Below are 22,378 nucleotides of genomic sequence, written 5' to 3'. Positions count from 1 at the left end.
TAGAGTCATAGTTTCGACATTAGCTTCAGGCGTTTTCCTACGCAAGGTTAATCCCGCAAGTCCGACTCATGAATCGGCTGGTCGCGATGCGTAGCCCGCTGATACTGCGCCGGCCAGGTCGCTTTGCGCCCGCCCAGGTCATCGTCGGCATGCAGTGGCCAGTACGGGTCACGCAACAGTTCACGGGCGAGGAAAATGATATCGGCCTGACAGGTACGCAAGATGTGCTCGGCCTGGGCGGGCTCGGTAATCATGCCCACGGTGCCGGTGGCGATTCCCGACTCTTTGCGCACACGCTCGGCAAAGCGGGTCTGGTAGCCGGGCCCGGTAGGAATTTCCGCATTGGCCGCGGTGCCACCCGAGGAGACGTCGATCAGGTCGACGCCCAGGTCTTTCAGGCGGCGCGCCAGTTCGACGGTTTCATCCGGGTTCCAGCCGTCCTCGACCCAATCGGTGGCCGAGACCCGTACAAACAGCGGCAGCTCTTGCGGCCAGGCCTCACGCACCGCCGTGGTCACTTGCAGCACCAGGCGGATGCGGTTTTCGAACGAGCCGCCGTACTGGTCCTGGCGCTGGTTGCTCAGGGGCGAAAGAAATTGATGCAACAGGTAGCCATGGGCGGCATGGATTTCCGCCACTTTGAAACCGGCGGTCAACGCGCGCTTGGCGGCAGCGACGAAGTCAGCGATCACTTGCTGGATCTGCCCTTCATCGAGTTGCTTGGGTGAAGTGTGCTGCGGATCGAAGGCAATCGGCGAGGGGCCCACCGGCACCCAGCCGCCATCTTCCGGCTTGACGCTGCCGTGCTTGCCGATCCATGGCCGGTGCGTGCTGGCCTTGCGCCCGGCGTGGGCCAGTTGAATGCCCGCCACCGCGCCCTGGGCATTGATAAAGCGCGTGATGCGTTGCAGCGGTTCGATCTGTTCGTCGTTCCACAGGCCCAGGTCCTGGGCGGTGATGCGGCCATCGGCAGTCACGGCGGTGGCTTCGGTAAAGATCAGCCCGGCGCCACCGACGGCACGGCTGCCGAGGTGCACCAGGTGCCAGTCATTGGCCAGGCCATCGACGCTGGAATACTGGCACATCGGCGAAACGGCGATGCGGTTGAGCAGGGTCAGTTGGCGCAGGGTATAGGGTTCAAGCAGCAGACTCATGGGGCACCTCTTTTATGCAGTGGGCAGGCTCCAGGGTTCTGTTTGAAAGGTCGACGAAAAACCCGTCCCCGGCGGGCTGAAATAAGACAAGGTCACAAGACCGATCACACAGTGCTTAGAGACTAGTCGACAACAGAGGATTGCACAGGGTTCAGCGCGGCTCGATATGCGCGATCATCAGTTGCACGGTTTCCTGGCCACGGAACTCGTTCACGTCGAGCTTGTAGGCCAGTTCCACCCAACGAATGGTGGGGTTGGGCCAGATCTCACGGTCGATGCCGAAAGCAATGCCATCGAGCTTCACCGATCCACACTCGCTCTTGAGCACCACCTTCAGATGGCGCTCGCCGACGACGCGCTGCTCCACCAGTTGGAACACCCCGTGAAACAACGGCTCTGGGAAATGCTGGCCCCACGGCCCGGCGTTGCGCAGGGCGCGGGCCAGTTCCAGGTGAAACTCTTCAACCGCCAGGGTGCCGTCGGACAGCAGCCGGCCCGTCAGGTCTTCTTCGCGCAGTTGCCGACGCACTTCGGCGTCAAAGGCCTCGGCGAACAGTGGGAAGTTGGCCTCGGGCAAGGTAAGACCTGCCGCCATGGCGTGGCCGCCGTACTTGGCGATCAGCGTTGGGTGCTGGCTGGCCACCACGGCCAGCGCGTCACGAATATGAAAACCCGGCACGGAGCGCCCGGAGCCCTTGAGCAGGCCGTCACCGGCGTCGGCAAAGGCGATGGTCGGGCGGAAGTAACGCTCTTTCATGCGCGAGGCAAGGATGCCGATCACGCCCTGGTGCCATTCCGGGTCGAACAGGCACAAGCCATACGGCATCGACTCCACCGGCAAGTCCTTGAGCTGGGCCAGGGCCTCGCGCTGCATGCCTTGTTCGATGGACTTGCGGTCCTGGTTCATGCCGTCCAGTTGCGCGGCCATTTCCCGGGCGGCGGCGAAATCCGAGGTGAGCAGGCACTCGATGCCCAAGCTCATGTCATCCAGGCGACCGGCGGCGTTCAGGCGCGGGCCGAGGATAAAACCAAGGTCGGTGGAGGTGATGCGGGCGTGATCGCGCTTGGCTACTTCGAGGATCGCCTTGATCCCCGGCCGGGCACGACCGGCGCGAATGCGTTCCAGGCCCTGGTAGACCAGGATGCGATTGTTGGCGTCCAGCGGGACCACGTCGGCCACGCTGCCCAGGGCCACCAGGTCCAGCAGTTCGCCGATATTCGGCTGCGGCTTGTTCTCGTACCAACCCAAGCTGCGCAAGCGCGCGCGCAGGGCCATCAGCACGTAGAAGATCACGCCCACACCGGCCAGGGCCTTGCTGGGGAATTCACAGCCCGGCTGGTTCGGGTTGACGATGGCGTCGGCTGCGGGCAGTTCGTCGCCCGGCAAGTGGTGGTCGGTAACCAGCACCTTGAGCCCCGCCGCTTTCGCGGCCGCCACGCCTTCGACGCTGGAGATACCGTTGTCCACGGTGATCAGCAGCTGTGGCTGGCGCTGCAGGGCCACGGCGACGATTTCCGGGGTCAGGCCGTAGCCGTATTCGAAACGGTTGGGCACCAGGTAGTCGACGTGGGCAGCACCCAACAAGCGCAGGCCCAGGGTGCCCACGGTGCTGGCGGTGGCGCCGTCGGCGTCGAAGTCACCCACGATCAGGATCCGCTGGCGCTGCTCCAGGGCCGTCACCAGCAAGTCCACCGCAGCATCGATGCCCTTGAGCTGCTGATACGGGATCAGCCGCGCCAGGCTTTTATCCAGCTCGGCTTCCGATTGCACCCCGCGTGCGGCGTAGAGACGGGTCAACAACGGTGGCAATTCACCGAGGAATGGCAGGACGGCGGGCAACGGGCGAGGATCGATACGCATGGGGTGACGGAAGCTTCTCTTTAATGTTGAAAATTAGCGGTGATCCCTTGTAGGAGCTGTCGAGCCCCAGCGAGGCTGCGATGGGATCACCTCGGTGTACCTGTCAGACCGCAGCGCCTGCATCGCAGCCTCGCTGAAGCTCGACAGCTCCCACACTCGACCAGCGTCCAATCAGTTATCGACGTTTCAGCCGCGCTCGCCAGCCAGCCATTCCAGCTGGACTTCGTGCTGGCCACGGTCATCGGTCACGAAGATCGTGCCTTCGCTGATCATCACGTCCCACTTGATCACTCGTGGCATGTCCTTGGCCAGGACTTCCAGGATTTCCTGGGGGACGGCGGCGATGCTCACGTTTTTCAGGTTCTTCGCCACCGGCACCACTTTGCCTTCCCAGACGCGCAAGCTGCCGTAGGCCAGCAAGGTCGTGCGTTCGGTACGGCGGGAACACCAGGTCAGGCGGTCCGCGTCCGGCTGGCCGACTTCGATCCAGTGCAGGACGCGATCATCCAGGCTTTTTTCCCACAGCGCCGGCTCGTCTACATCTGACAGGCCACGACCGAAAGACAGCTGCTCGTTGTAGAAAAGCGCGTAGGCCAGCAAACGCACGGTCATGCGCTCTTCGGTTTCCGAAGGGTGGCGGGCGATGGTCTGCTTGACGCTCTCGTACACCGAACGGTCAAGGTCGGTGAGGTTGAGTTCAAACTTGTAGGTCGTGGACGGCTGGGCCATGAACGGACTTCTAGAGACAGGGAAAGGCGGCAAGTCTAACCGATGGCGAGGTGATTCAACGAATACTGCGCTGCATCATCCTTATCACTGCGCCACTCGCCTATGTTAAAAGGCTCACATCCCTGCCCTGCCCGAAAGGTTCCTCATGTCGTTTACCGCCAAACCACTTGCCGGCCTGAAAGTCATCGAACTCGGCACCTTGATCGCCGGCCCGTTTGCGTCGCGCATCTGCGCCGAGTTCGGCGCCGAGGTGATCAAGATCGAATCCCCGGATGGCGGCGACCCGCTGCGCAAGTGGCGCAAGCTGTATGAAGGCACCTCGCTGTGGTGGTTTGTGCAGGCGCGCAACAAGAAATCCCTGACCCTGAACCTGAAACACCCGGACGGCCTGGCAATCCTCAAGCAACTGTTGGCGGATGCCGACATTTTGATTGAGAACTTTCGCCCTGGCGTGCTGGAAAAGCTCGGCCTGAGCTGGGAAACCTTGCACGCCCTGAACCCGAAACTGGTGATGGTGCGCCTCTCAGGCTTTGGCCAGACCGGGCCGATGAAGGACCAGCCTGGGTTTGGCGCGGTGGGCGAATCCATGGGGGGCCTGCGTTACATCACCGGTTTCGAGGACCGCCCGCCGGTGCGCACCGGGATTTCCATCGGGGACTCGATCGCGGCGTTGTGGGCCGTGATCGGGGCGCTGATGGCCCTGCGTCATCGTGAAGTGAATGGCGGGCTCGGCCAGGTGGTGGATGTGGCGCTGTATGAGGCGATCTTCGCGATGATGGAGAGCATGATCCCGGAGTTCGACGTGTTCGGCTTTATCCGCGAGCGCACCGGCAACATCATGCCCGGCATCACGCCCTCCTCGATCCACACCAGCAAAGATGGCAAGCATGTGCAGATCGGCGCCAATGGCGACGCGATCTTCAAGCGCTTCATGTCGGCCATTGGTCGCGACGACCTGGCCAACGACCCGGCACTGGCCAGCAACGATGGCCGCGACAGCCGGCGCGATGAGTTGTACGGGGTGATTGATCGCTGGGTCAACTCGCTGCCGCTTGAGCAAGTGGTGGAACAGTTGAACAAGGCCGAAGTGCCCGCCAGCCGTATCTACAGCGCGCAAGACATGCTGGGAGACCCGCAATTTCTCGCCCGCGAGATGTTCCTCAAGGCGCAGCTCCCCGGCGGCAAGGACTTCAAGATGCCCGGCATCGTGCCCAAACTGTCGGACACACCGGGCAGCTGTGAGTGGGTCGGACCGCAGCTGGGCGAGCACAACAGCGTGGTGCTCGCTGAATTGGGCTACGACGCGGCCGCCGTTGCCCGCCTGCGTGAGAACGGCGCGATCTGATGGGCCGGCGCTTCATCATTCGACTCTGCCTCCTGGGTTCACTGCTCGGGACTTGGCCACTGTCGAGCCAGGCCCAGGAAACCCTGACCTGGCTGTTGCGTGACCTGCCGCCAGTGACGATTTTCGAAGGCCCGCAAAAAGGCCAGGGCGCACTCGACCAACTGCTGCCGATACTCGCCGAACACATGCCGGAGTATCGACATCAGATCCTCCACGTGAACCGCGCGCGCGGCATGCAGATGCTCCGCGACCCCGGCACGCTTACCTGCGACCCGTCCCTGCTGTGGACGGCGGAGCGCGCTAAAACCATCGTGTTTTCCGCCCAGGCCTTCGCGGCCGTGAGCAACGGGGTGACGATCCGCCAGGGTCAGCGGGCGCTGCTGGCGCCGTTTGTGGTGGATGGACTGTTCGACCTGGAGGCATTTTTGAATGCACGGGATGCGCGCCTTGGCATCATCGCCGAACGCAGCTACGGCGCCATCATCGATGAAGCGCTGAAGCACACCAGTGCTCACAAACTGGCGCCACATTACGGCAATGACGCCCTCGGCAGCCTGCTGCAGATGCAACGAAAGGGGCGGCTGGAAGCGGTGCTGGGTTACTGGACAGAAGTGCGCTACCAGGCGCTGCAACAAGGCATTGATCCACAGGAGCTGATCTTCTACCCCATCAAAGGCACCCCGCCCTATCAACTGACCCGGATTGCCTGCACGGATAACGCCTCAGGCCGCACGGCTATCGAGCGGATCAATCAGGTGCTGCGCGAGATCCCGCAGGAGCAACTGCGACAGTCCTACGCCTCATGGCTCGACCCGGTCATGCGTGAGCAATACCTGCAAGACCACCCGACGTTTTTCCAGGATGCCCCGAGCCCATGACAAATCGCAGGCAAAAAGAAACCCCGAGCAGTGGGGAGACAACTCGGGGTTAATAAGGGCCTAAAAAGACCAGTAACAACGAGCCACAAGCACCGGAGCACAATGCTTGATCTCGCTGTTACAAAATCTGACTCACCTTGCCGTAGGAAGGTTCCCAACAAAAATAAATCTTCATGCGCAGGCAATCGGCCGAGTCAGGGCCGCATTGCGCAGGGCCGCCATGACCGAGGGTTCCAGGCGTCCTTCGGCAATCATCAAGTCGCGGTGCAAACAGTCCACCACATCCACCAATGCACGCTTGTCGGTCAATTGTGCCTGGTCGACTTCTCGTTCGACCACGATGGCACCGGCCGGATTCTTTACGGTCACCAGGCATTCGCCCTGCACACCCGAAGTGGTCAGCGTGACCTGATAAGGGCTCAGTGCTTCACCGAGCAATAGGCTGATACTTTCCATCTCGATCACCACTCAATAGTTCGGAAACAATCGTGTAAACGGGAGCTGCATCTATCCTAAGTGACTATTTGCGTCGTAGGAAAGTTCGCTTTTTCGTCTTTCAAGGGTTGCCGGGGGATGACGTGTCCAGCATGCGCTTGCAACATGACAAGCAAAAAACGGCAGCACATAACTGCTTACTCAATGAGTTGCCGTTTTGGCGCTGATGCCGAGGGTGAATCCTATACTCGGTGAGTGCTGATCATGCCGGCACATCGATAAACAGCGCATACCAAAAGGCCCCGTTGCGAAGGACGAAGACCATGCTGGAACACGAAAAAGAGCAGGCAATACTAGAGAAGATTCACGCCGACATATCCAGAATTTATGCTGAGCAACGCAAGCTAAACGCAGAATCCCACAAGATAACCCGAGAGAATTTCTGGTATCCCGTTGGTATCGCCATCGGCTTCTTCACGGCTGTCGGAACCGTAATGGCAGTGGCTCAGAAACTACTCGCCTAAACGATCACTCCGGCCGGGCCTGCCAGAAACGAAAAACGCCGCTGCCCCACGGACGGGGACGCGGCGTTTTTTACACCTTTGTAAACCGCACCTTCAGACTCTCTCCTGCGTTAACAGGCTAGAATCCCCGAATTACCCCGGGAGCCTGTATTGAACGAAACGTCTGACAAGCCATTGCGCATCGTCCTCGCCGACGACCACCCGATTTTCCTCATCGGTCTGCGGGCGGTCCTGGAACGTGACGAGAGGCTAACCATCGTCGGTGAAGCCAACTCACCCCAGGCCCTTGGCGAACTGCTGCAACGTTGTGCCTGCGACATTCTGGTGACCGACTTCATGATGCCCGCCGAGCCCCAGGCCGACGGCTTGCGCCTGATCGAACAACTGCGCCGGCATCACCCGGGCCTGCCCATCGTGGTGGTGACCATGCTGAACAACGCCGGCCTGTTCCACGCCATCCTGGAGTTGGGTGTCATGGGCCTGCTGAGCAAGGCCAGTCTCGCAGACGAATTGCCTGAAGCAATCCGTCAGGTGCGCCAGCAGCGACGTTATGTGGCCCAGACCATCAGTCAGTCACTGAACCTGGCAGGCGTCGAGCGTGTGCACTCCCAGGATCAACTATCACCCCGTGAACTGGAAGTCATCCGCCTGCTGGCCGGCGGCCTGACGGTAGGCGAGATCGCCGCGAATCTTCATCGCAGCAAGCAAACCGTCAGTGCACAAAAGGTCAGCGCCATGCGCAAGCTGGGCCTGAGCAACGACGCCGCGCTGTTTATCTATGTGCAGGAACACGGGCTGGCCTAGCCTGAAACGCGATCCACTGCTTCAGCGCCTCGGCGTCCATGGGGCCGGCGATAAAGCAGCCTTGCAACCACGCAGCCCCCAGTTCACTTACCGCGTGATAGTCGGCGGCGCTTTCAACCCCGGTCACCACCACACCCACACCCAGTCGCCTCGCCATGCTCATGGCGCCAGCAACCACTGCCGCCTTGCGATCGTCCCTGGCCATGCCGCTGGCAAACGCCGGCGGGATCTTCAATTCGCTGAAGGGCAATTCCAGCAAGCGTTGCAGGCTGGTGCCGCCCACGCCGAAATCACCGATGGACAGCTTGCACCCCATCATCCGCAAACGCAGCAAGCCGGTGACGTGGGCGCTGTCGGTGTTCAGGCGCGAGGTTTCCACCAGTTCCAGGGTCAGGCCACGGGCGGGCACGCCGTGAAGTTGCAGCAAGCCTTGCAGCACTTGGGGAAAGTGCGGACGCTCCAGCATCCGCCCCGGGATATTCACCGCCACCGGCAGCACCTGCCCGGTTTCGCGCATGACGTGTGCCGCCTGGCCCAGCGCTTGTTCCAGCACGTGCCAGGTAAACGCCTCTTCCATTCCGGCAAACTCCAGCACCGGCAGAAACGCGTCAGGCAACAGCAACTCGCCGTCAGGAAGCTGCCAGCGGGCCAGCGCTTCGACACCTTGCAACACGCCCGCCTGGCTGACAATGGGCTGATACCAGACCGTGCCGCAGCGGGCGATAGCGACCTGGCTCAGATCCGCCGAAGGCGGCAACTGCTCGGATTCGCTCAAGTCCAGCAACTGGCGCACCCGCTCCCAGGACACCACCGGCGGCCCGGGCCGCAAGCGTTCCCGGCACGCCTCGAGGACTTTCCCGATCAGCGTTGCCGACGCCGGTTTGGGCAGGCAGCCGAGCACGTTGAGTCCCAACTGTCGGGCCATGTGCGCCACGCCTTCCAGCACATCCGGCTCGGCGTTGCTCAGCAGGATCAATACCTGAGCCTGGCGGCGCTCGGCCATTTCCCGAATCAGCTCAAGGCCATCACCCTGCTCCAGGTACAGATCGCAAATCGCGATGTCCACCGCGCCCTTGCTCTCCAGTGACTGGCGAGCGGCGTCGACCGTTTCGGCCGTGCGTACATTGAATACGCCGTTGGCGTTGAGCATCTGATGCAGGGCCATCAGTTGGAACGGGTTATCTTCGAGGATCAGGACGTTGAGGGAGCGCATGAAAAACGTTACCGGGGAGAAGCGAGGGTGCACAGACTAATAAAAACCCCGCGCCTTCCCCATAGGACATGTCTTATTCGGACGGGTCCAGATAAGCCTCAAGCTCGACCTGGAATTCGATCAATGCTTCGCGCAGCGCTAACCAATGCAGTTCAACCTCAGCGTTGCGCTGCTCCCGAATACACCCTTCCAGCGCCACACAGGCCTTGGCCAGCGGCAGCGCATCCACCAGGCAGCATATGCCCTTCAGGCGGTGCAGCGAGGCGGCCAGCCGGACCTGGTCGTGGTCCGCCATGGCGGAGGCCATCAGGTTATGCTCCTGCTCAAGGCTCCTCGCCAGCTCCTGCAGCATCCGCTGCAAAACCGGTCCGTCGGCCTGGGTCATGGTGCGCAGGGTCTGGATGCTGAAAGAGCGTGCAGGCACGACGCGGGCGAGCACACGCGTCCAGTGCTCAAGGGTCACGGGCTTGACCAGCAGTTCATCCATTCCCGACTCCCGGCAGCGCTGCTGTTCATCATCCAGGGCATTCGCCGTGCAACCCACCAGCGCCAGGCGTGGCCGTTGCTCCTGTGCTTCAAGCCGGCGGATGGCCTCACTCAAGGCGTAGCCGGACATGCCCGGCATATTGCAATCGGTGACCATGACGTCAAACACCTCATGATGCCAACGCTGCAAGGCCGCTTCGGCCGAGTCGACGGCCACTACTTGATGACCCAGGAACTGCAACTGCTGAACCAGCACCAGCCGATTGGCCGGCAGGTCATCCACCACCAACACCGACAGGTTGCGGCCGGCCACCAGCAGCGGTACACCGGCAGATGCTGGCACGTCGTCGCTGCTGACCCGATCCAGGTACAGGTCGATGCACACCACCGTGCCCTCTCCCACCACGCTGCTCAGGGTGATGCTGCCTCCCATCAATTCCACCAGTTGCTGGCAGATGCTCAAGCCCAGTCCCGTGCCGCCGTGCTCGGCAGCCGTCCGCGCGCTGACCTGGATAAACGGCTTGAACACTCGCGCCTGCTGCTCGACGCCAATGCCCGGCCCGCTGTCCTCCACACACAGGTGCAAATATTCGGCCCCCGCCGGGTCAAGCTTGCGCACAACACTGACCCGAACCTCGCCGCGCGAGGTGAACTTGAGCGCGTTGCCCAACAGGTTATGGATAACCTGACGCAGGCGCAGCGGGTCGAACCAGTAATACCCTTGCGCGCTCGGGTCGAATGCCAGGGTCAGGTGAAGGCCCTTTTTCTGCGCCATGGGTTCGAACAAGCGCTGTATGCCCTCGAAAAAACCTTTCAAGTCAGTGGCCTGCGGCGCCAGTTGCAGATGACCGGCTTCAATCTTGGCCAGGTCGAGGCTGTCGCCCATCAGGGCGATCAACTCACGCGCCGAGCGATGGGCCACTCGCAGGGCTTCAGACACTGGCTTGCCTTCAGCCTGGGCACGCTCCTGCTCCAGCTCGAGCAGACCGATAATGGCGGTCATCGGCGTGCGAATCTCGTGGCTCAGGGTCGAGAGAAACGCGCTTTTTGCGTAGTTCGCTTCGTCAGCGGCCTGCCGCGCATCCATCAGCTGGAGCTCCAGGACCTTGCGCTCGTTGATATCGACCCAGCCACCGAGCAAACCCTGGAGCTGGCCCTTGGCGTCGAAGAACGGCACCGTCCACTGATACACATGAAACGCCCCGCCATTGAACTCCAGCTGCCGGTCGACGAACAGCGACTGCTGGCTCGCCAATTGCTCCATGTGGCCGGCATGCAGGCGCGCGGCCGTAGCGTCAGGCATCAGCCCGCTTTCCATCAGCGTCAGGCCCTGGATCTGCTCGCGCCGGGTGTTCAACTGTTGTTCATAGCTGGTGTTGCAGGTCACCAGGCGTCCTTCCAGATCACGCACGAATACCGGGTTGGGCATGCCGTCCAGCAGCGCGCGCTTGAACGCCAACTGGTCGTTGAGCCGCTGCTCGGCCTGGAGGCGCTGGCGAATCTGGCGCTTGAGCCGGCTGTTCCAGGCCAGGGACACCAGCACAAACAGCAGCGCCATGGCGACCGTCCAGTAGGCCCATGGCGGCACACGCTGCCAGGCCGGCACCGGGACGGGTACGCTCCCCAGCCAACGCAAACGCAGGGCGCTCAGCTCCGCGACCGGCAGCGCTTCCAGCGCCTTGTTCAAAATGCTCAGCAGTTCCGGTTGATCCTTGCGCACCGACAGGCTGTTGGCCGACCACTTGCCCTCGACACTGCGGCCGATGCGCAACTCATCGGCCGGGTAACTCTGCACTTCCACTTCACTCTGGATAGTCGCCGCCGCGCGCCCCTGCGTTACCAGCTCCCGGGCCTGGACGTAGTTATCCACCGATTGCAGCTTGATCCCGGGGTGCTCGCGACGAATGTACCCCTCCAGGACATGGCGTGCCGGCAGCGCCAGCACCTTGCCTGAAAGCTCGCTCAAACTGGCCACTGGCGGTGCGTCAGCGCGCTGGATAAACACCCAGCCTGAGCCCCCGAACCCATGGCTGAAATCGAGAAAGGCCTTGCGCTCCTGATTTTCGGCCAGGGTGGTGTTCATGTCCGCCCTGCCCGTTTCCAGCAACCCCAGGGTCTGTGCCGTGGAGGACACTTCCTCCATCACGAACTGCAGGCCGGTCATGCGTGAAATGCGGTTGAGCAAGTCCACATTCAGCCCCACCCACTGGCCGTCCTTGTCCTTGAATACATAGGGAGACAGTTGCTGGGACGCCACCACCACATGCGGATGCTGAAGTACCCAGGCCCGCTCCGGGGCCGACAAGGCGATGCGCTCGGCGGCAATGCCCACCCCCAGTCCGGTGGTCCAGCGCGCAAGGATCTCCCGCCGCACAGACTCATCAATACTCGCCAGCGCCCGGTCCATCAGCGTCCCCAACAGCGGGTCGGCCTCCCGCGTGGCAAAGGCAAAGCCGATGGGCGCCAGCCGGCTTTCCACCTTGATCTGCAAGCCCAGGTAGGGCCGTAGCGATTTATAGGCGCGCACGATCACTTCGTTGCCGATAAACGCATCGGCATCACCTTGCTTCAGCGCTTCGAGGCCACTGTAGAGATTCGGTGCCAGCATGATGTGGCTGCCGGGATACGCCTGATGGACGTTCTTGACGTTGGCGTAACCGTCCAGCAACACCAGCTTCTTGTCCTTGAGGTCCTCGTTCTGGGTGCTGTCATCCCGGCGCACGACCACCACCGAGCGGTCCGGCATGTAGTCTTCGGTAAAGCGCAACCCCGACACATCACGCTCGTAACCGTTGGCACTGGTGAGAATATCGATGGCGCCGCTCCGCAGGGCCTCCACCGCCTGCGCCCGCTCGGCAAAACCCAGGACTTGCATCGGTGCATGCAGACGCGCGCCGATCAGGCTCAGGTAATCGGCGCTGATGCCCTGGTAGCGATTGCGGTCGCGGGTGATATCGATCGGCTGATAGTCATCAATCGAAATGCCCACTCTCAGTGGCCGATGGGCCGCCAGCCATTGCTGCTCGCTGACCGTCAGGGGCATGGGCTCCAGGGCAATGAACGCCGGCACCAGCTTGAACGGCAGGCTGACAGCCGCGAGGCTTGCCGAACCATGGCCAAGCAGCAGCACACATGCCAGCCACGCGTGTGCTCGGGTCGATAAATACACCGGTTGGGTTTCCTTGATTATTCTTGTTGGTCGCCGCGCAAGTATGGCTCGCCAGAATGAAAAAGCCCGTCACGAAGACGGGCTTGATCCACCACGCAAAGCCGTTGGCTCAGAGTGGCTTGCCGCGATTGCCATGCTGGCTGACAAACGCCTGTACCGCTTTCAGGTCATTGGCCAATACCGTGCAACGCTCTTCACGCTCAAACAGGTCGGTGAGGTGCGGCGGCAATTCCAGCGCCTTGCCAACCCCGGCCTTCTCTACCGCTTCCGGGAATTTGACCGGGTGCGCGGTGCCGAGAATCACCATCGGGATGTCCAGGCTGCGGCGGCATTCGCGCGCGGCCTTGACGCCAATGGCGGTGTGCGGGTCCAGCAGCTCGCCGGTCTGGGCGTAGACTTCGGCGATGGTCTCGCAGGTTTCTGCGTCGTCCACCGCCAGGGAGTCGAACAGCTTGCGGGTTTCGGTCCAGCGCTCCTGCTCGACGCTGAAACCGCCACCTTGCTTGAAGCTGTCCATCAGGCCGGCCAGGGCAGCACCGTTGCGACCGTGCATGTCGAACAGCAGGCGTTCGAAGTTCGACGAGACCATGATGTCCATCGACGGCGACAGTGTGGCGTGCAGGGTTTCCTTGACGTACTGGTTGCCGCTCATGAAGCGGTGCAGGATGTCGTTGCGGTTGGTGGCGACGATCAACTGGTTGATCGGCAGGCCCATGTTGCGTGCCAGGTAACCGGCGAAGATGTCGCCGAAGTTGCCGGTTGGCACCGAGAACGACACCGAACGCGCCGGGCCGCCCAACTGCAGGGAAGCATGGAAGTAGTAGACGATCTGGGCCATGATCCGCGCCCAGTTGATCGAGTTCACCGCCACCAGGCGCGTGCCCTTGAGGAAGCTCTGGTCGGCGAAGCTGGCCTTGACCATTTCCTGGCAGTCATCGAAGTTGCCTTCGATGGCGATGTTGTGGATGTTCTCGCCGAAGATCGTGGTCATCTGCCGACGCTGCACTTCCGACACGCGGTTGTGCGGGTGCAGGATGAAGATGTCGACGTTTTCGCAGTGCTTGCAGCCTTCGATCGCCGCCGAGCCGGTATCACCGGAAGTAGCGCCGATGATCACCACGCGCTCACCGCGTTTTTCCAACACATAGTCCAGCAGGCGACCCAGCAGTTGCAGGGCGAAATCCTTGAACGCCAGGGTCGGGCCGTGGAACAGCTCCAGGACCCATTCGTTGCCGTTCAGTTGGCGCAACGGGGCAATGGCGCTGTGGGAAAACACGCCGTAGGTTTCTTCCAGGATCTTCTTGAAATCCGCATCCGGGATGCTGCCGGTGACGAACGGGCGCATGACCCGGAACGCCAGCTCGTGGTACGGCAGGCCGGCCCACGAAGCGATTTCTTCCTGGGTAAAGCGTGGCAGGTTTTCCGGCACGTACAGGCCGCCGTCAGTGGCCAGACCGGCCAGCAGAACGTCTTCGAAATTCAGGGCCGGTGCCTGGCCGCGGGTGCTGATATAACGCATGACTGGCTCCTCTAGAGCATGCTTGAACAAGGGCCGCCGAACGCGTGGGGCCCTTGCCGCAAAACGATTAGTTCAGGTGTTCGACGCGAATCCGCACCACCGGCCCAACCACGCCCTGCAACGCTTCAAGCGCGGCGATGGCGTCGTTGATGTGCTGCTCCAGCACACGGTGGGTCAGCAGGATCATGGGCACCAGGCCGTCCTGTTCTTCGACTTCCTTCTGCATGATCGATTCAATGTTGATGCCGCGCTCCGACAGGATGCTGGCCACCTGGGCGAGCACGCCCGGATGATCCTTGGCCTGGATGCGCAGGTAGTAGGCACTTTCGCAGGCTTCGATCGGCAGGATCGGGTGGGCCGACAGCGAGTCCGGCTGGAAGGCCAGGTGTGGTACGCGGTTTTCCGGGTCGCTGGTCATGGCACGAACCACGTCCACCAGGTCGGCGATCACCGAGGAAGCGGTCGGCTCCATGCCGGCGCCGGCGCCGTAGAACAGGGTGGAACCGGCAGCGTCACCGTTGACCATCACGGCGTTCATCACGCCATTGACGTTGGCGATCAGGCGGTCGGCCGGGATCAGTGTCGGGTGCACACGCAGCTCGATACCGGCCGGGGTGCTGCGCGCCACACCGAGGTGCTTGATGCGGTAGCCCAGGGCTTCGGCGTAGTTCACGTCGGCGGTGGTCAGCTTGGTGATGCCTTCGGTATAGGCCTTGTCGAACTGCAGCGGGATACCAAAGGCGATGGACGCCAGGATGGTCAGCTTGTGGGCAGCGTCGATGCCTTCCACGTCGAAGGTCGGATCGGCTTCGGCGTAACCCAGGGCCTGGGCTTCGGCCAGCACGTCTTCGAAGGTACGGCCCTTCTCGCGCATTTCGGTGAGGATGAAGTTACCGGTGCCGTTGATGATGCCGGCCACCCAGTTGATGCGGTTGGCGGACAGGCCTTCACGGATCGCCTTGATCACCGGGATACCACCGGCCACGGCGGCTTCGAACGCCACGATCACGCCCTTCTCGCGGGCCTTGGCGAAGATTTCGTTACCGTGCACGGCAATCAGCGCCTTGTTGGCAGTGACCACATGCTTGCCGTTTTCGATGGCCTTGAGCACCAGCTCGCGGGCCACGGTGTAGCCGCCTACCAGCTCGATGACGATATCGATTTCAGGGTTGGTGGCGACTTCGAAGACATCGTTGGTAATCGCAATACCGGTCGTTTGGAACTGAGGCTTTGGCGTACGCGTGGCAATTTGTGCCACTTCAATCCCACGCCCTGCACGGCGGGAAATTTCTTCAGCGTTACGCTGAAGTACGTTGAAGGTGCCGCCACCGACGGTCCCTAACCCACAGATGCCTACTTTGACCGGTTTCACTGAAGAACTCCCCATGAAACGGCCGACTCAAGGTCGGCCGTGAAAACAGCCGCACAACTGCGGCTCTCTATTAATGACCCGCCGAACTGTCGGCGGATCATGATCGTCAAGGCTCGACGATAGTGCTTACTTTGCGTTCAGTGCCAGTTTGGCAACTTGCGGCGCAGGCTGGTAGCCCGGAATCACCTGGCCGTCAGCCAAAACGATGGCCGGCGTACCGTTCACACCAATCGACTGGCCGAGGGCGAACTGCTTGGAAACCGGGTTGGCGCACTTGGCGGCCTTGATTTCCTTGCCATCGACCATCTTGTCCATGGCCGCTTTCTTGTCGGCCGAACACCAGACGGCTTGCAACTGCTCGTCACCCGGCGAACCCAGGCCCTGGCGCGGGAACGCCACGTAGCGCACTTCAACGCCGAGCTTGTTTAGCTCAGGCACTTCGGCATGCAGCTTGTGGCAGTACGGGCAGGTGGTGTCGGTGAACACGGTGATGTGGGTCTTGGTTTCGCCGATGGCCGGGTAAACCACGGTTTCAGCCACCGGAATACCGTTGATCAGCTTGGACACGCCCAGGCGCTCGGCTTTCTCGGTGAGGTTCACCGGCTTGCCGTCTTTGAGCTGGAACAGGTAGCCCTGGACGATGTACTGGCCATCGGCACTGGCGTACAGCACACGGCTGCCCTTGAGCTTGACTTCGTACAGGCCGGCCATCGGGCTGGCGTTGATGCTTTCAATCGGGGTGTCGAGCTGGAGGGCTTCCAGGCTCTTGCGGATTGTCTTCTCTGCGGCGTCGTCGGCGACGGCAAAGGTTGAGACCAACGCAATGGCTGCGATGGCAAAAATCTGGGTCAAGCGCATGGGAACTCCTGAAGGCAGATGCAGGGACGGGAGCAGGAACACCGATCTTCAAACACGGGTTTGGGCCGTCCCCTTTGCGAACCGGCAAAGCCTACCACAGTTGGGCCGCAGGGCAGCCAGTCGCGGGGAAATTGGGCTTTTTCCGAAGTGTTTTTCATCCACGGGGATGGTGCTTGGCGTGCATCTCCTGCAAACGTGCCCGCGCCACATGGGTGTAGATCTGGGTGGTGGATAAGTCGCTGTGGCCCAGGAGCATTTGAACCACGCGCAAATCTGCGCCGTGGTTGAGCAAATGCGTGGCGAACGCGTGACGCAGGGTGTGGGGCGACAGCGACTTGCCGATGCCGGCAACCTTGGCCTGGTGCTTGATGCGATGCCAGAAGGTCTGGCGGGTCATCTGTTCGCCGCGCTGGCTGGGAAACAGCACATCGCTGGGCCGACCGTTGAGCAACTCGGCTCGGGCGTCGCGCATGTAGCGTTCGATCCACACGATCGCCTCTTCGCCCATGGGCACCAGGCGCTCCTTGCTGCCCTTGCCCATTACGCGCAATACGCCCTGGCGCAGGTTGACCTGTTCCAGGGTCAGGCTGATCAGCTCGGTGACGCGCAGGCCGCAGGCATACAGCACTTCCAGCATGGCACGGTCGCGCTGGCCGATGGCTTCGCTCAGGTCGGGGGCTGCGAGCAGGGCTTCGACGTCGGCTTCCGACAGGGATTTGGGCAGTGGCCGGCCCAGCTGCGGCATGTCGATTTGCAGGGTTGGGTCGATGGCGATCAGCTTTTCCCGCAGCAGGTAGCGATAGAAGCCACGCACGCCTGAGAGAAAACGCGCAGTAGAGCGAGGCTTGTAGTTTTGCTCCAGGCGCCAGGCCAGGTGGTCGAGAATCAGCTCACGACCGGCGTCGAGCAGCTCGAGGTTTTTCTCCTGCAGCCAGCCATTGAACAACGTGAGGTCGCTGCGGTAAGCCTGGCGGGTGTTGTCCGACAGGCCTTTTTCCAGCCAGAGGGCGTCAAGGAAGCGATCTATCTGCGGGTGGTCGATGGCGGACATGAGGGCTCAAGCAGGGAAAATGGCGATGTCGGGTAGATCCTATCGCAGCACGGGCCGCTACACATCAATGAAAGCGGGCAAATAATCTGTGGCGAGGGAGCTTGCTCCCGCTGGGGCGCGAAGCGGCCCTGATTGACCATTGAGGTCCAACAGAGAGACTTCTATTGCCGGTTTCAGGGCCGCTGCGCAGCCCAACGGGAGCAAGCTCCCGCGCCACAAAAGCGGAAAACGGCTTTAAGGTCAGTACGACGCTGAATTTCTTCGAGGCGAGTAGTCATGAATAAGTACCGGGGAAATAGACAAATTTCAGGCAACAAAAAAGCAGCCCGTAGGCTGCTTTTTTCTGCATCGGGAAGCTGGACTTAAGCCAGTTTTTCCTTGATGCGAGCTGCTTTACCGGACAGGTCACGCAGGTAGTACAGCTTGGCTTTACGTACGTCACCGCGACGTTTAACGGCCATGCTGTCGATTTGCGGGCTGTAGGTCTGGAAAGTACGCTCTACGCCAACACCGTTGGAGATTTTACGAACAGTGAAAGCACTGTTCACACCACGGTTACGCTTGGCAATTACCACGCCTTCGAACGCTTGCAGACGCGAACGGTCGCCTTCCTTCACTTTCACCTGAACGACAATGGTGTCGCCCGGGGCAAAGGTAGGGATCTCTTTGGTCATCTGCTCTGCTTCGAGTGCAAGGATGATTTTGTTAGTCATGCTGTGCTCCTAAGGTAAGTCGTCGGACCTACCATCGATACGTTGTTAACTATCGTCCCGCCCGAGGATGTATTCCTCGAGCAGCTTCTTCTCTTCTCCAGAAAGCGAGCGGCTTTCCAGAAGATCGGCGCGTCGTTCATAGGTCCGCCCGAGGGACTGCTGTAAACGCCAACGCCGGATGTGTGCGTGATTGCCACTTAGCAATACGTCGGGAACACGCTGATCCGCATACACCTCCGGTCGGGTGTAGTGCGGGCAATCCAGCAAACCATCCGTGAAGGAATCTTCCTCCGCGGAGTCCGCATGCCCTAAAGCTCCAGGCAGCAGTCGTGTAACCGCATCTATCAGGACCATCGCCGGCAGCTCGCCGCCAGACAGGACATAGTCCCCAATCGACCACTCTTCATCGACATGAGCTTCAATAAACCGCTCGTCAATGCCTTCATAGCGACCGGCAATCAGGATTAATGCTTCCAGATTCGCCAACTCGCGTACCGCCGACTGATTCAGCTGACGGCCTTGAGGGGACAGGTAAATTACCTTCGCCTTCTCCCCGGCGGCTGCCTTGGCCTGAACCAACGCATCTTCCAGGGGCTTGATCTTCATCACCATGCCCGGACCACCGCCAAATGGGCGATCGTCCACAGTGTGATGTCGATCCGTCGTGTAGTCTCGCGGGTTCCAACAGGTGAGCTGCAAGAGCCCCTGTTTCACCGCCCGACTGGTGATGCCGTACTCGCTGATGGCGGAAAACATCTCGGGAAACAAACTGATCACTTCAACGCGCAGGTTAGCCACGTTAGAAGTCCGCGTCCCATTCCACCTTCATCTCGCCCGCTGCCAGGTCGACGGCCAACACGCATTGCTCGGTATAGGGCAACAGGCGTTCGCGATCATCCAGGCTGCCAGCGCAAGGCTTGACCACCATTACATCATTGGCGCCGGTTTCCAGAAGATGATCGATTTTCCCGAGCAATTGCCCGAGTTGATCAATGACCTTCAGACCTTCCAGCTGGTACCAGTAGTACTCGCCGTCGGTCAATTCAGGGAACAGGTTGCGCGGCACGCAGATCTCATAACCGGCCAGAAGACGAGCTTCTTCACGATCATCAAGACCCTTGAGCTTTGCGACCAGGAACTTGTCGCTCCCGCGTCCACTGACCAGCTCTACCTGTTTCACACTACCTTCGCGCTTGAGCGTCCAGGTCTTGTACTGCAACAGGTTTTCAGTCGGATCAGTAAAGGAATACACCTTCACTTCGCCGCGAACGCCATGAACAGAATAAATCTTGCCGATAACGATCAAATCATCAGCTACCGCTGGCGTCGCGTTCATATTGCTCAGGCCGCAGCCTTAGATGCATCCTTCAACAACTGAGCAACGCGCTCAGAAGGTTGTGCACCAACGCTCAGCCAGTAGGCTACGCGCTCTTGGTTCACGGACAGACGGACTTCTTGACCACGAGCGATCGGGTTGAAGAAGCCAACTTGTTCCTTGTGAGAGCCGTCACGTGGGTTGCGGCTGTCAGTTACGGTCAAGTGGTAAAACGGGCGCTTTTTGGAGCCGCCAAGGGCAAGACGGATTGTTAGCATGTGAACATCGTTCCTGTAGTCGGTGCTGCAAATCTAAATGCACAGCGGGCATAGGTGCCCGAAAGGCCGCATATTCTAAGGAATATCCGGACTTTTGCAAATGTCTTTTTCTGGCGCCTATCAGCGTGCCATTCAGATCTGCTATAGAGCCGTCGGTTAAAACGGCAAGTCAGCTCCCGCCAATGGCGGGTTTGCTGGAGATCCCGCATCCCTGCGGGTCGGAGCAGAAGCGAACTTCTGCTCGAATTCTTTACATTTTCGGCATGCCGCCGCCGGGCAACATACCGCCCATGCCGCGCATCATCTTGGCCATTCCGCCTTTTGCGGAGAATTTCTTCATCATCTTCTGCATCTGCTTGTGTTGCTTGATCAAGCGACCGATGTCCTGCACCTGGGTGCCGGAACCCATGGCGATCCGACGTTTGCGCGAACCGCTGATCAGCTCAGGGTCGCGGCGCTCGGCCGGGGTCATGGAATTGATGATGGCTTCCATCTGCTTGAATTGCTTCTCTGCCGCGCCCTGGGCATTGCCCATTTGCGCCAGGTTCACGCCGCCGATGTTCGGCAGCTTGTCCATCAGGCCGCCGAGGCCGCCCATGTTCTTCATCTGCTGCAGCTGGTCGCGGAAGTCTTCGAGGTCGAAGCCCTTGCCCTTCTTCAGCTTTTTAGCCAGCTTGTCGGCCTTGTCCTTGTCGAGGGTCGCTTCCGCTTGCTCGATCAGGCTGAGCACGTCGCCCATGCCGAGGATACGCGAGGCGATCCGCTCAGGGTGGAACGGCTCGAGCGCTTCGCTCTTCTCGCCCATACCGATGAACTTGATCGGCTTGCCGGTAATGGCGCGTACCGACAAGGCGGCACCGCCACGGGCATCGCCGTCGACCTTGGTCAGGATCACACCGGTCAGCGGCAGTGCATCACCAAAGGCCTTGGCGGTATTGGCCGCATCCTGGCCGGTCATGGCATCGACCACGAACAGGGTTTCTACCGGGTTGATCGCGGCATGCAGCGCCTTGATCTCGCCCATCATCTCTTCGTCGATGTGCAGGCGACCGGCGGTATCGACGATGACCACGTCGATGAATTTCAGCTTGGCTTCTTTAATAGCCGCCTGGGCGATATCGACCGGTTTCTGGCTCAGGTCGGACGGGAAGAAGGTCACGCCCACTTCGCCCGCGAGCATTTCCAGCTGTTTAATAGCCGCCGGGCGGTAAACGTCGGCAGACACCACCATCACCGACTTCTTCTTGCGCTCTTTAAGGAAGCGCGCCAGTTTGCCGGCGGTGGTGGTCTTGCCCGCACCTTGCAGACCGGCCATCAGCACAACGGCTGGCGGCACGGCGCTGAGGTTCAAATCTTCGTTGGCCGCGCCCATCAGGCTTTCGAGTTCGGCCTGGACGATCTTCACAAAGGCCTGGCCCGGCGTCAGGCTGCGGGACACTTCGGTGCCGACCGCGCGCTCTTTGACCGAGTTGACGAAGTCCTTCACCACCGGCAAGGCGACGTCGGCTTCCAGCAACGCCATGCGCACTTCACGCAGGGTGTCTTTAATATTGTCCTCGGTCAGCTTGGCCTTGCCGGTGACATGGCGCAGCGTCTGCGAGAGACGGTCAGTCAGATTTTCAAACATGCGCGATCCTTTCAGGCCCTATTCATCGAAATGCATTGTTAGACCGAGGTAATGGCGGCCCAGGCTGTGGTAAATCGCTATTAAAAACAGCGCTCGGCGAGCCTGCGGCGTGGGCAGGTCGCGGATTATAGCGAAGACTGTCGCCATGCACACCCGCTGTCTGGCCTGAGAGTCTTTCGTGTTACGCAGGTGTATGCCAAACTCAGCGCCTTTCGGGCCTGCTTAACAGGATTTATGCTCCCTTTGTCACCCAGTTTGCTACCCAGCCTCGCCGCCGCCATCTTGTATGCCGCTGCGACCCTCTATCAGGGCACTCGTCTGGCCCAAGGCGCCAAGGCCGACAAACGCCTGCTGGTAGGCCTTGGCGTCCTCGCCCTGCTGGCTCACGCCGCCAGCCTGTTCACGCACTTGATGACGCCGGTCGGCCTGGGCCTGGATTTCTTCAGCGCTGCCAGCCTGATTGCCGCCGCGGTGATCGCGCTGACCCTGATGGCCTGCTACCGGATCCCGGTGGAGAACCTGCTGGTGCTGTTGTTCCCGCTCGGAATGCTGACGGTGCTGCTGGCGCAATTCACACCGACCGGCACCGTGCAGGTCATTGATGAAGAGCCGGGCATCCTCGCCCACATCCTGCTGTCGATCCTCGCCTACGGCATGTTCACCATCGCGGTGTTCCAGGCCTTGCTGCTGCTGTTGCAAGACCACCAGCTCAAGCACAAGCACCCGTCCGGGCTGATCAAGAACTTCCCGCCGCTGCAAACCATGGAAAGCCTGCTGTTCGGCTTCCTCTGGGCCGGCTGGACGCTGCTGTCGCTGTCGCTGATCTCCGGCTGGCTGTTCGTCGAGAACCTGTTTGCCCAGCACCTTGTGCATAAAACCCTGCTGGCGTGCCTGGCCTGGGTGGTGTTCAGCGTGCTGCTGTGGGGCCGCAACCGTCTCGGCTGGCGCGGGCACAAGGCGATCCGCTGGACCCTGGCCGGTTTCTGCCTGCTGATGCTGGCCTATTTCGGCAGCAAGCTGGTTCGCGAATACATCCTGCATATCTGA

At 61.0% G+C, this 22,378-nt stretch carries 20 protein-coding genes; 5 read left to right on the top strand and 15 right to left on the bottom strand.

What is annotated here, in order from left to right; all coding sequences use genetic code 11:
- Positions 1-47: 47 nt before the first annotated feature.
- The 3 genes from V6607_RS05930 to V6607_RS05920 all read right to left on the bottom strand — a co-directional run bounded on the left by V6607_RS05930 (position 48) and on the right by V6607_RS05920 (position 3,744).
- Complete coding sequence (locus tag V6607_RS05930) at positions 48-1,154, bottom strand: NADH:flavin oxidoreductase/NADH oxidase (RefSeq protein ID WP_003209564.1); 1,107 nt, start codon at positions 1,152-1,154, stop codon at positions 48-50.
- Positions 1,155-1,305: 151 nt separating this feature from the next.
- On the bottom strand, positions 1,306-3,015 hold the full coding sequence (recJ, locus tag V6607_RS05925; protein ID WP_008438230.1) for a single-stranded-DNA-specific exonuclease RecJ: 1,710 nt from the start codon (positions 3,013-3,015) through the stop codon (positions 1,306-1,308).
- Between the two features lie 186 nt (positions 3,016-3,201).
- A complete protein-coding gene (locus tag V6607_RS05920) occupies positions 3,202-3,744 on the bottom strand; it encodes a YaeQ family protein (protein ID WP_003209567.1) in 543 nt (180 codons plus the stop codon).
- A 145-nt stretch (positions 3,745-3,889) separates the two neighbouring features.
- Here V6607_RS05920 and V6607_RS05915 point away from each other — a divergent pair, with 145 nt between their 5' ends.
- Both V6607_RS05915 and V6607_RS05910 read left to right on the top strand, forming a co-directional pair.
- A complete protein-coding gene (locus V6607_RS05915) occupies positions 3,890-5,089 on the top strand; it encodes a CaiB/BaiF CoA-transferase family protein (RefSeq protein WP_134325816.1) in 1,200 nt (399 codons plus the stop codon).
- Positions 5,089-5,967 (top strand): TIGR02285 family protein, encoded by an 879-nt coding sequence (locus tag V6607_RS05910; RefSeq protein ID WP_134325815.1) that lies wholly within the window; start codon positions 5,089-5,091, stop codon positions 5,965-5,967. Before V6607_RS05915 ends, V6607_RS05910 begins: the two co-directional genes overlap by 1 nt.
- Positions 5,968-6,138: 171 nt before the next feature.
- Here V6607_RS05910 and V6607_RS05905 read toward each other — a convergent pair whose 3' ends face one another.
- On the bottom strand, positions 6,139-6,423 hold the full coding sequence (locus tag V6607_RS05905) for a DUF3509 domain-containing protein (protein ID WP_003209570.1): 285 nt from the start codon (positions 6,421-6,423) through the stop codon (positions 6,139-6,141).
- Positions 6,424-6,725: 302 nt separating this feature from the next.
- Here V6607_RS05905 and V6607_RS05900 point away from each other — a divergent pair, with 302 nt between their 5' ends.
- Both V6607_RS05900 and V6607_RS05895 read left to right on the top strand, forming a co-directional pair.
- A complete protein-coding gene (locus V6607_RS05900; protein WP_003209572.1) occupies positions 6,726-6,926 on the top strand; it encodes a hypothetical protein in 201 nt (66 codons plus the stop codon).
- A 150-nt stretch (positions 6,927-7,076) separates the two neighbouring features.
- Positions 7,077-7,730, top strand: a complete 654-nt coding sequence (locus V6607_RS05895) for a response regulator transcription factor (RefSeq protein WP_003209573.1) — start codon at positions 7,077-7,079, stop codon at positions 7,728-7,730.
- Here V6607_RS05895 and V6607_RS05890 read toward each other — a convergent pair.
- The 11 genes from V6607_RS05890 to ffh form a co-directional block, all read right to left on the bottom strand.
- A complete protein-coding gene (locus tag V6607_RS05890; RefSeq protein ID WP_134325814.1) occupies positions 7,699-8,943 on the bottom strand; it encodes an EAL domain-containing response regulator in 1,245 nt (414 codons plus the stop codon). The genes V6607_RS05895 and V6607_RS05890 overlap by 32 nt on opposite strands.
- Before the next feature lie 73 nt (positions 8,944-9,016).
- Positions 9,017-12,598 (bottom strand): transporter substrate-binding domain-containing protein, encoded by a 3,582-nt coding sequence (locus tag V6607_RS05885; protein WP_134325813.1) that lies wholly within the window; start codon positions 12,596-12,598, stop codon positions 9,017-9,019.
- A 109-nt stretch (positions 12,599-12,707) separates the two neighbouring features.
- Positions 12,708-14,117: a threonine synthase gene (gene thrC / locus V6607_RS05880; protein ID WP_003209579.1), complete on the bottom strand. Its 1,410-nt coding sequence runs from the start codon at positions 14,115-14,117 to the stop codon at positions 12,708-12,710.
- A 67-nt stretch (positions 14,118-14,184) separates the two neighbouring features.
- A complete protein-coding gene (locus V6607_RS05875) occupies positions 14,185-15,489 on the bottom strand; it encodes a homoserine dehydrogenase (RefSeq protein ID WP_003209580.1) in 1,305 nt (434 codons plus the stop codon).
- Between the two features lie 126 nt (positions 15,490-15,615).
- Positions 15,616-16,347: a bifunctional protein-disulfide isomerase/oxidoreductase DsbC gene (gene dsbC, locus V6607_RS05870; RefSeq protein WP_003209582.1), complete on the bottom strand. Its 732-nt coding sequence runs from the start codon at positions 16,345-16,347 to the stop codon at positions 15,616-15,618.
- Positions 16,348-16,501: 154 nt separating this feature from the next.
- Positions 16,502-17,398 carry a site-specific tyrosine recombinase XerD gene (gene xerD / locus V6607_RS05865; RefSeq protein ID WP_134325812.1) on the bottom strand — a complete coding sequence of 299 codons (897 nt, stop codon included), beginning with the start codon at positions 17,396-17,398 and terminating at the stop codon, positions 16,502-16,504.
- A gap of 362 nt (positions 17,399-17,760) precedes the next feature.
- Entirely contained in the window at positions 17,761-18,111 is a 351-nt protein-coding gene (rplS, locus tag V6607_RS05860) for a 50S ribosomal protein L19 (protein WP_003175895.1), read from the bottom strand.
- 45 nt (positions 18,112-18,156) lie between these two features.
- Positions 18,157-18,867, bottom strand: a complete 711-nt coding sequence (gene trmD / locus V6607_RS05855; protein ID WP_231988895.1) for a tRNA (guanosine(37)-N1)-methyltransferase TrmD — start codon at positions 18,865-18,867, stop codon at positions 18,157-18,159.
- Positions 18,868-18,910: 43 nt separating this feature from the next.
- On the bottom strand, positions 18,911-19,447 hold the full coding sequence (gene rimM, locus V6607_RS05850; protein ID WP_003175898.1) for a ribosome maturation factor RimM: 537 nt from the start codon (positions 19,445-19,447) through the stop codon (positions 18,911-18,913).
- Positions 19,448-19,452: 5 nt separating this feature from the next.
- On the bottom strand, positions 19,453-19,704 hold the full coding sequence (gene rpsP, locus V6607_RS05845; RefSeq protein WP_003209587.1) for a 30S ribosomal protein S16: 252 nt from the start codon (positions 19,702-19,704) through the stop codon (positions 19,453-19,455).
- A gap of 250 nt (positions 19,705-19,954) precedes the next feature.
- Positions 19,955-21,331: a signal recognition particle protein gene (gene ffh, locus V6607_RS05840; protein ID WP_003209589.1), complete on the bottom strand. Its 1,377-nt coding sequence runs from the start codon at positions 21,329-21,331 to the stop codon at positions 19,955-19,957.
- 243 nt (positions 21,332-21,574) lie between these two features.
- On the opposite strand from ffh, the gene ccsA reads away from it, so the two are divergent.
- Positions 21,575-22,378, top strand: coding sequence for a cytochrome c biogenesis protein CcsA (gene ccsA / locus V6607_RS05835; RefSeq protein ID WP_003209591.1), 804 nt, complete (start codon positions 21,575-21,577; stop codon positions 22,376-22,378).

The organism is Pseudomonas sp. KK18, assembly GCF_037094675.1.
Lineage (GTDB): Bacteria > Pseudomonadota > Gammaproteobacteria > Pseudomonadales > Pseudomonadaceae > Aquipseudomonas.
Note: the sequence above shows the minus strand (reverse complement) of the source record. Positions and strands in the feature narration are given on the sequence as shown.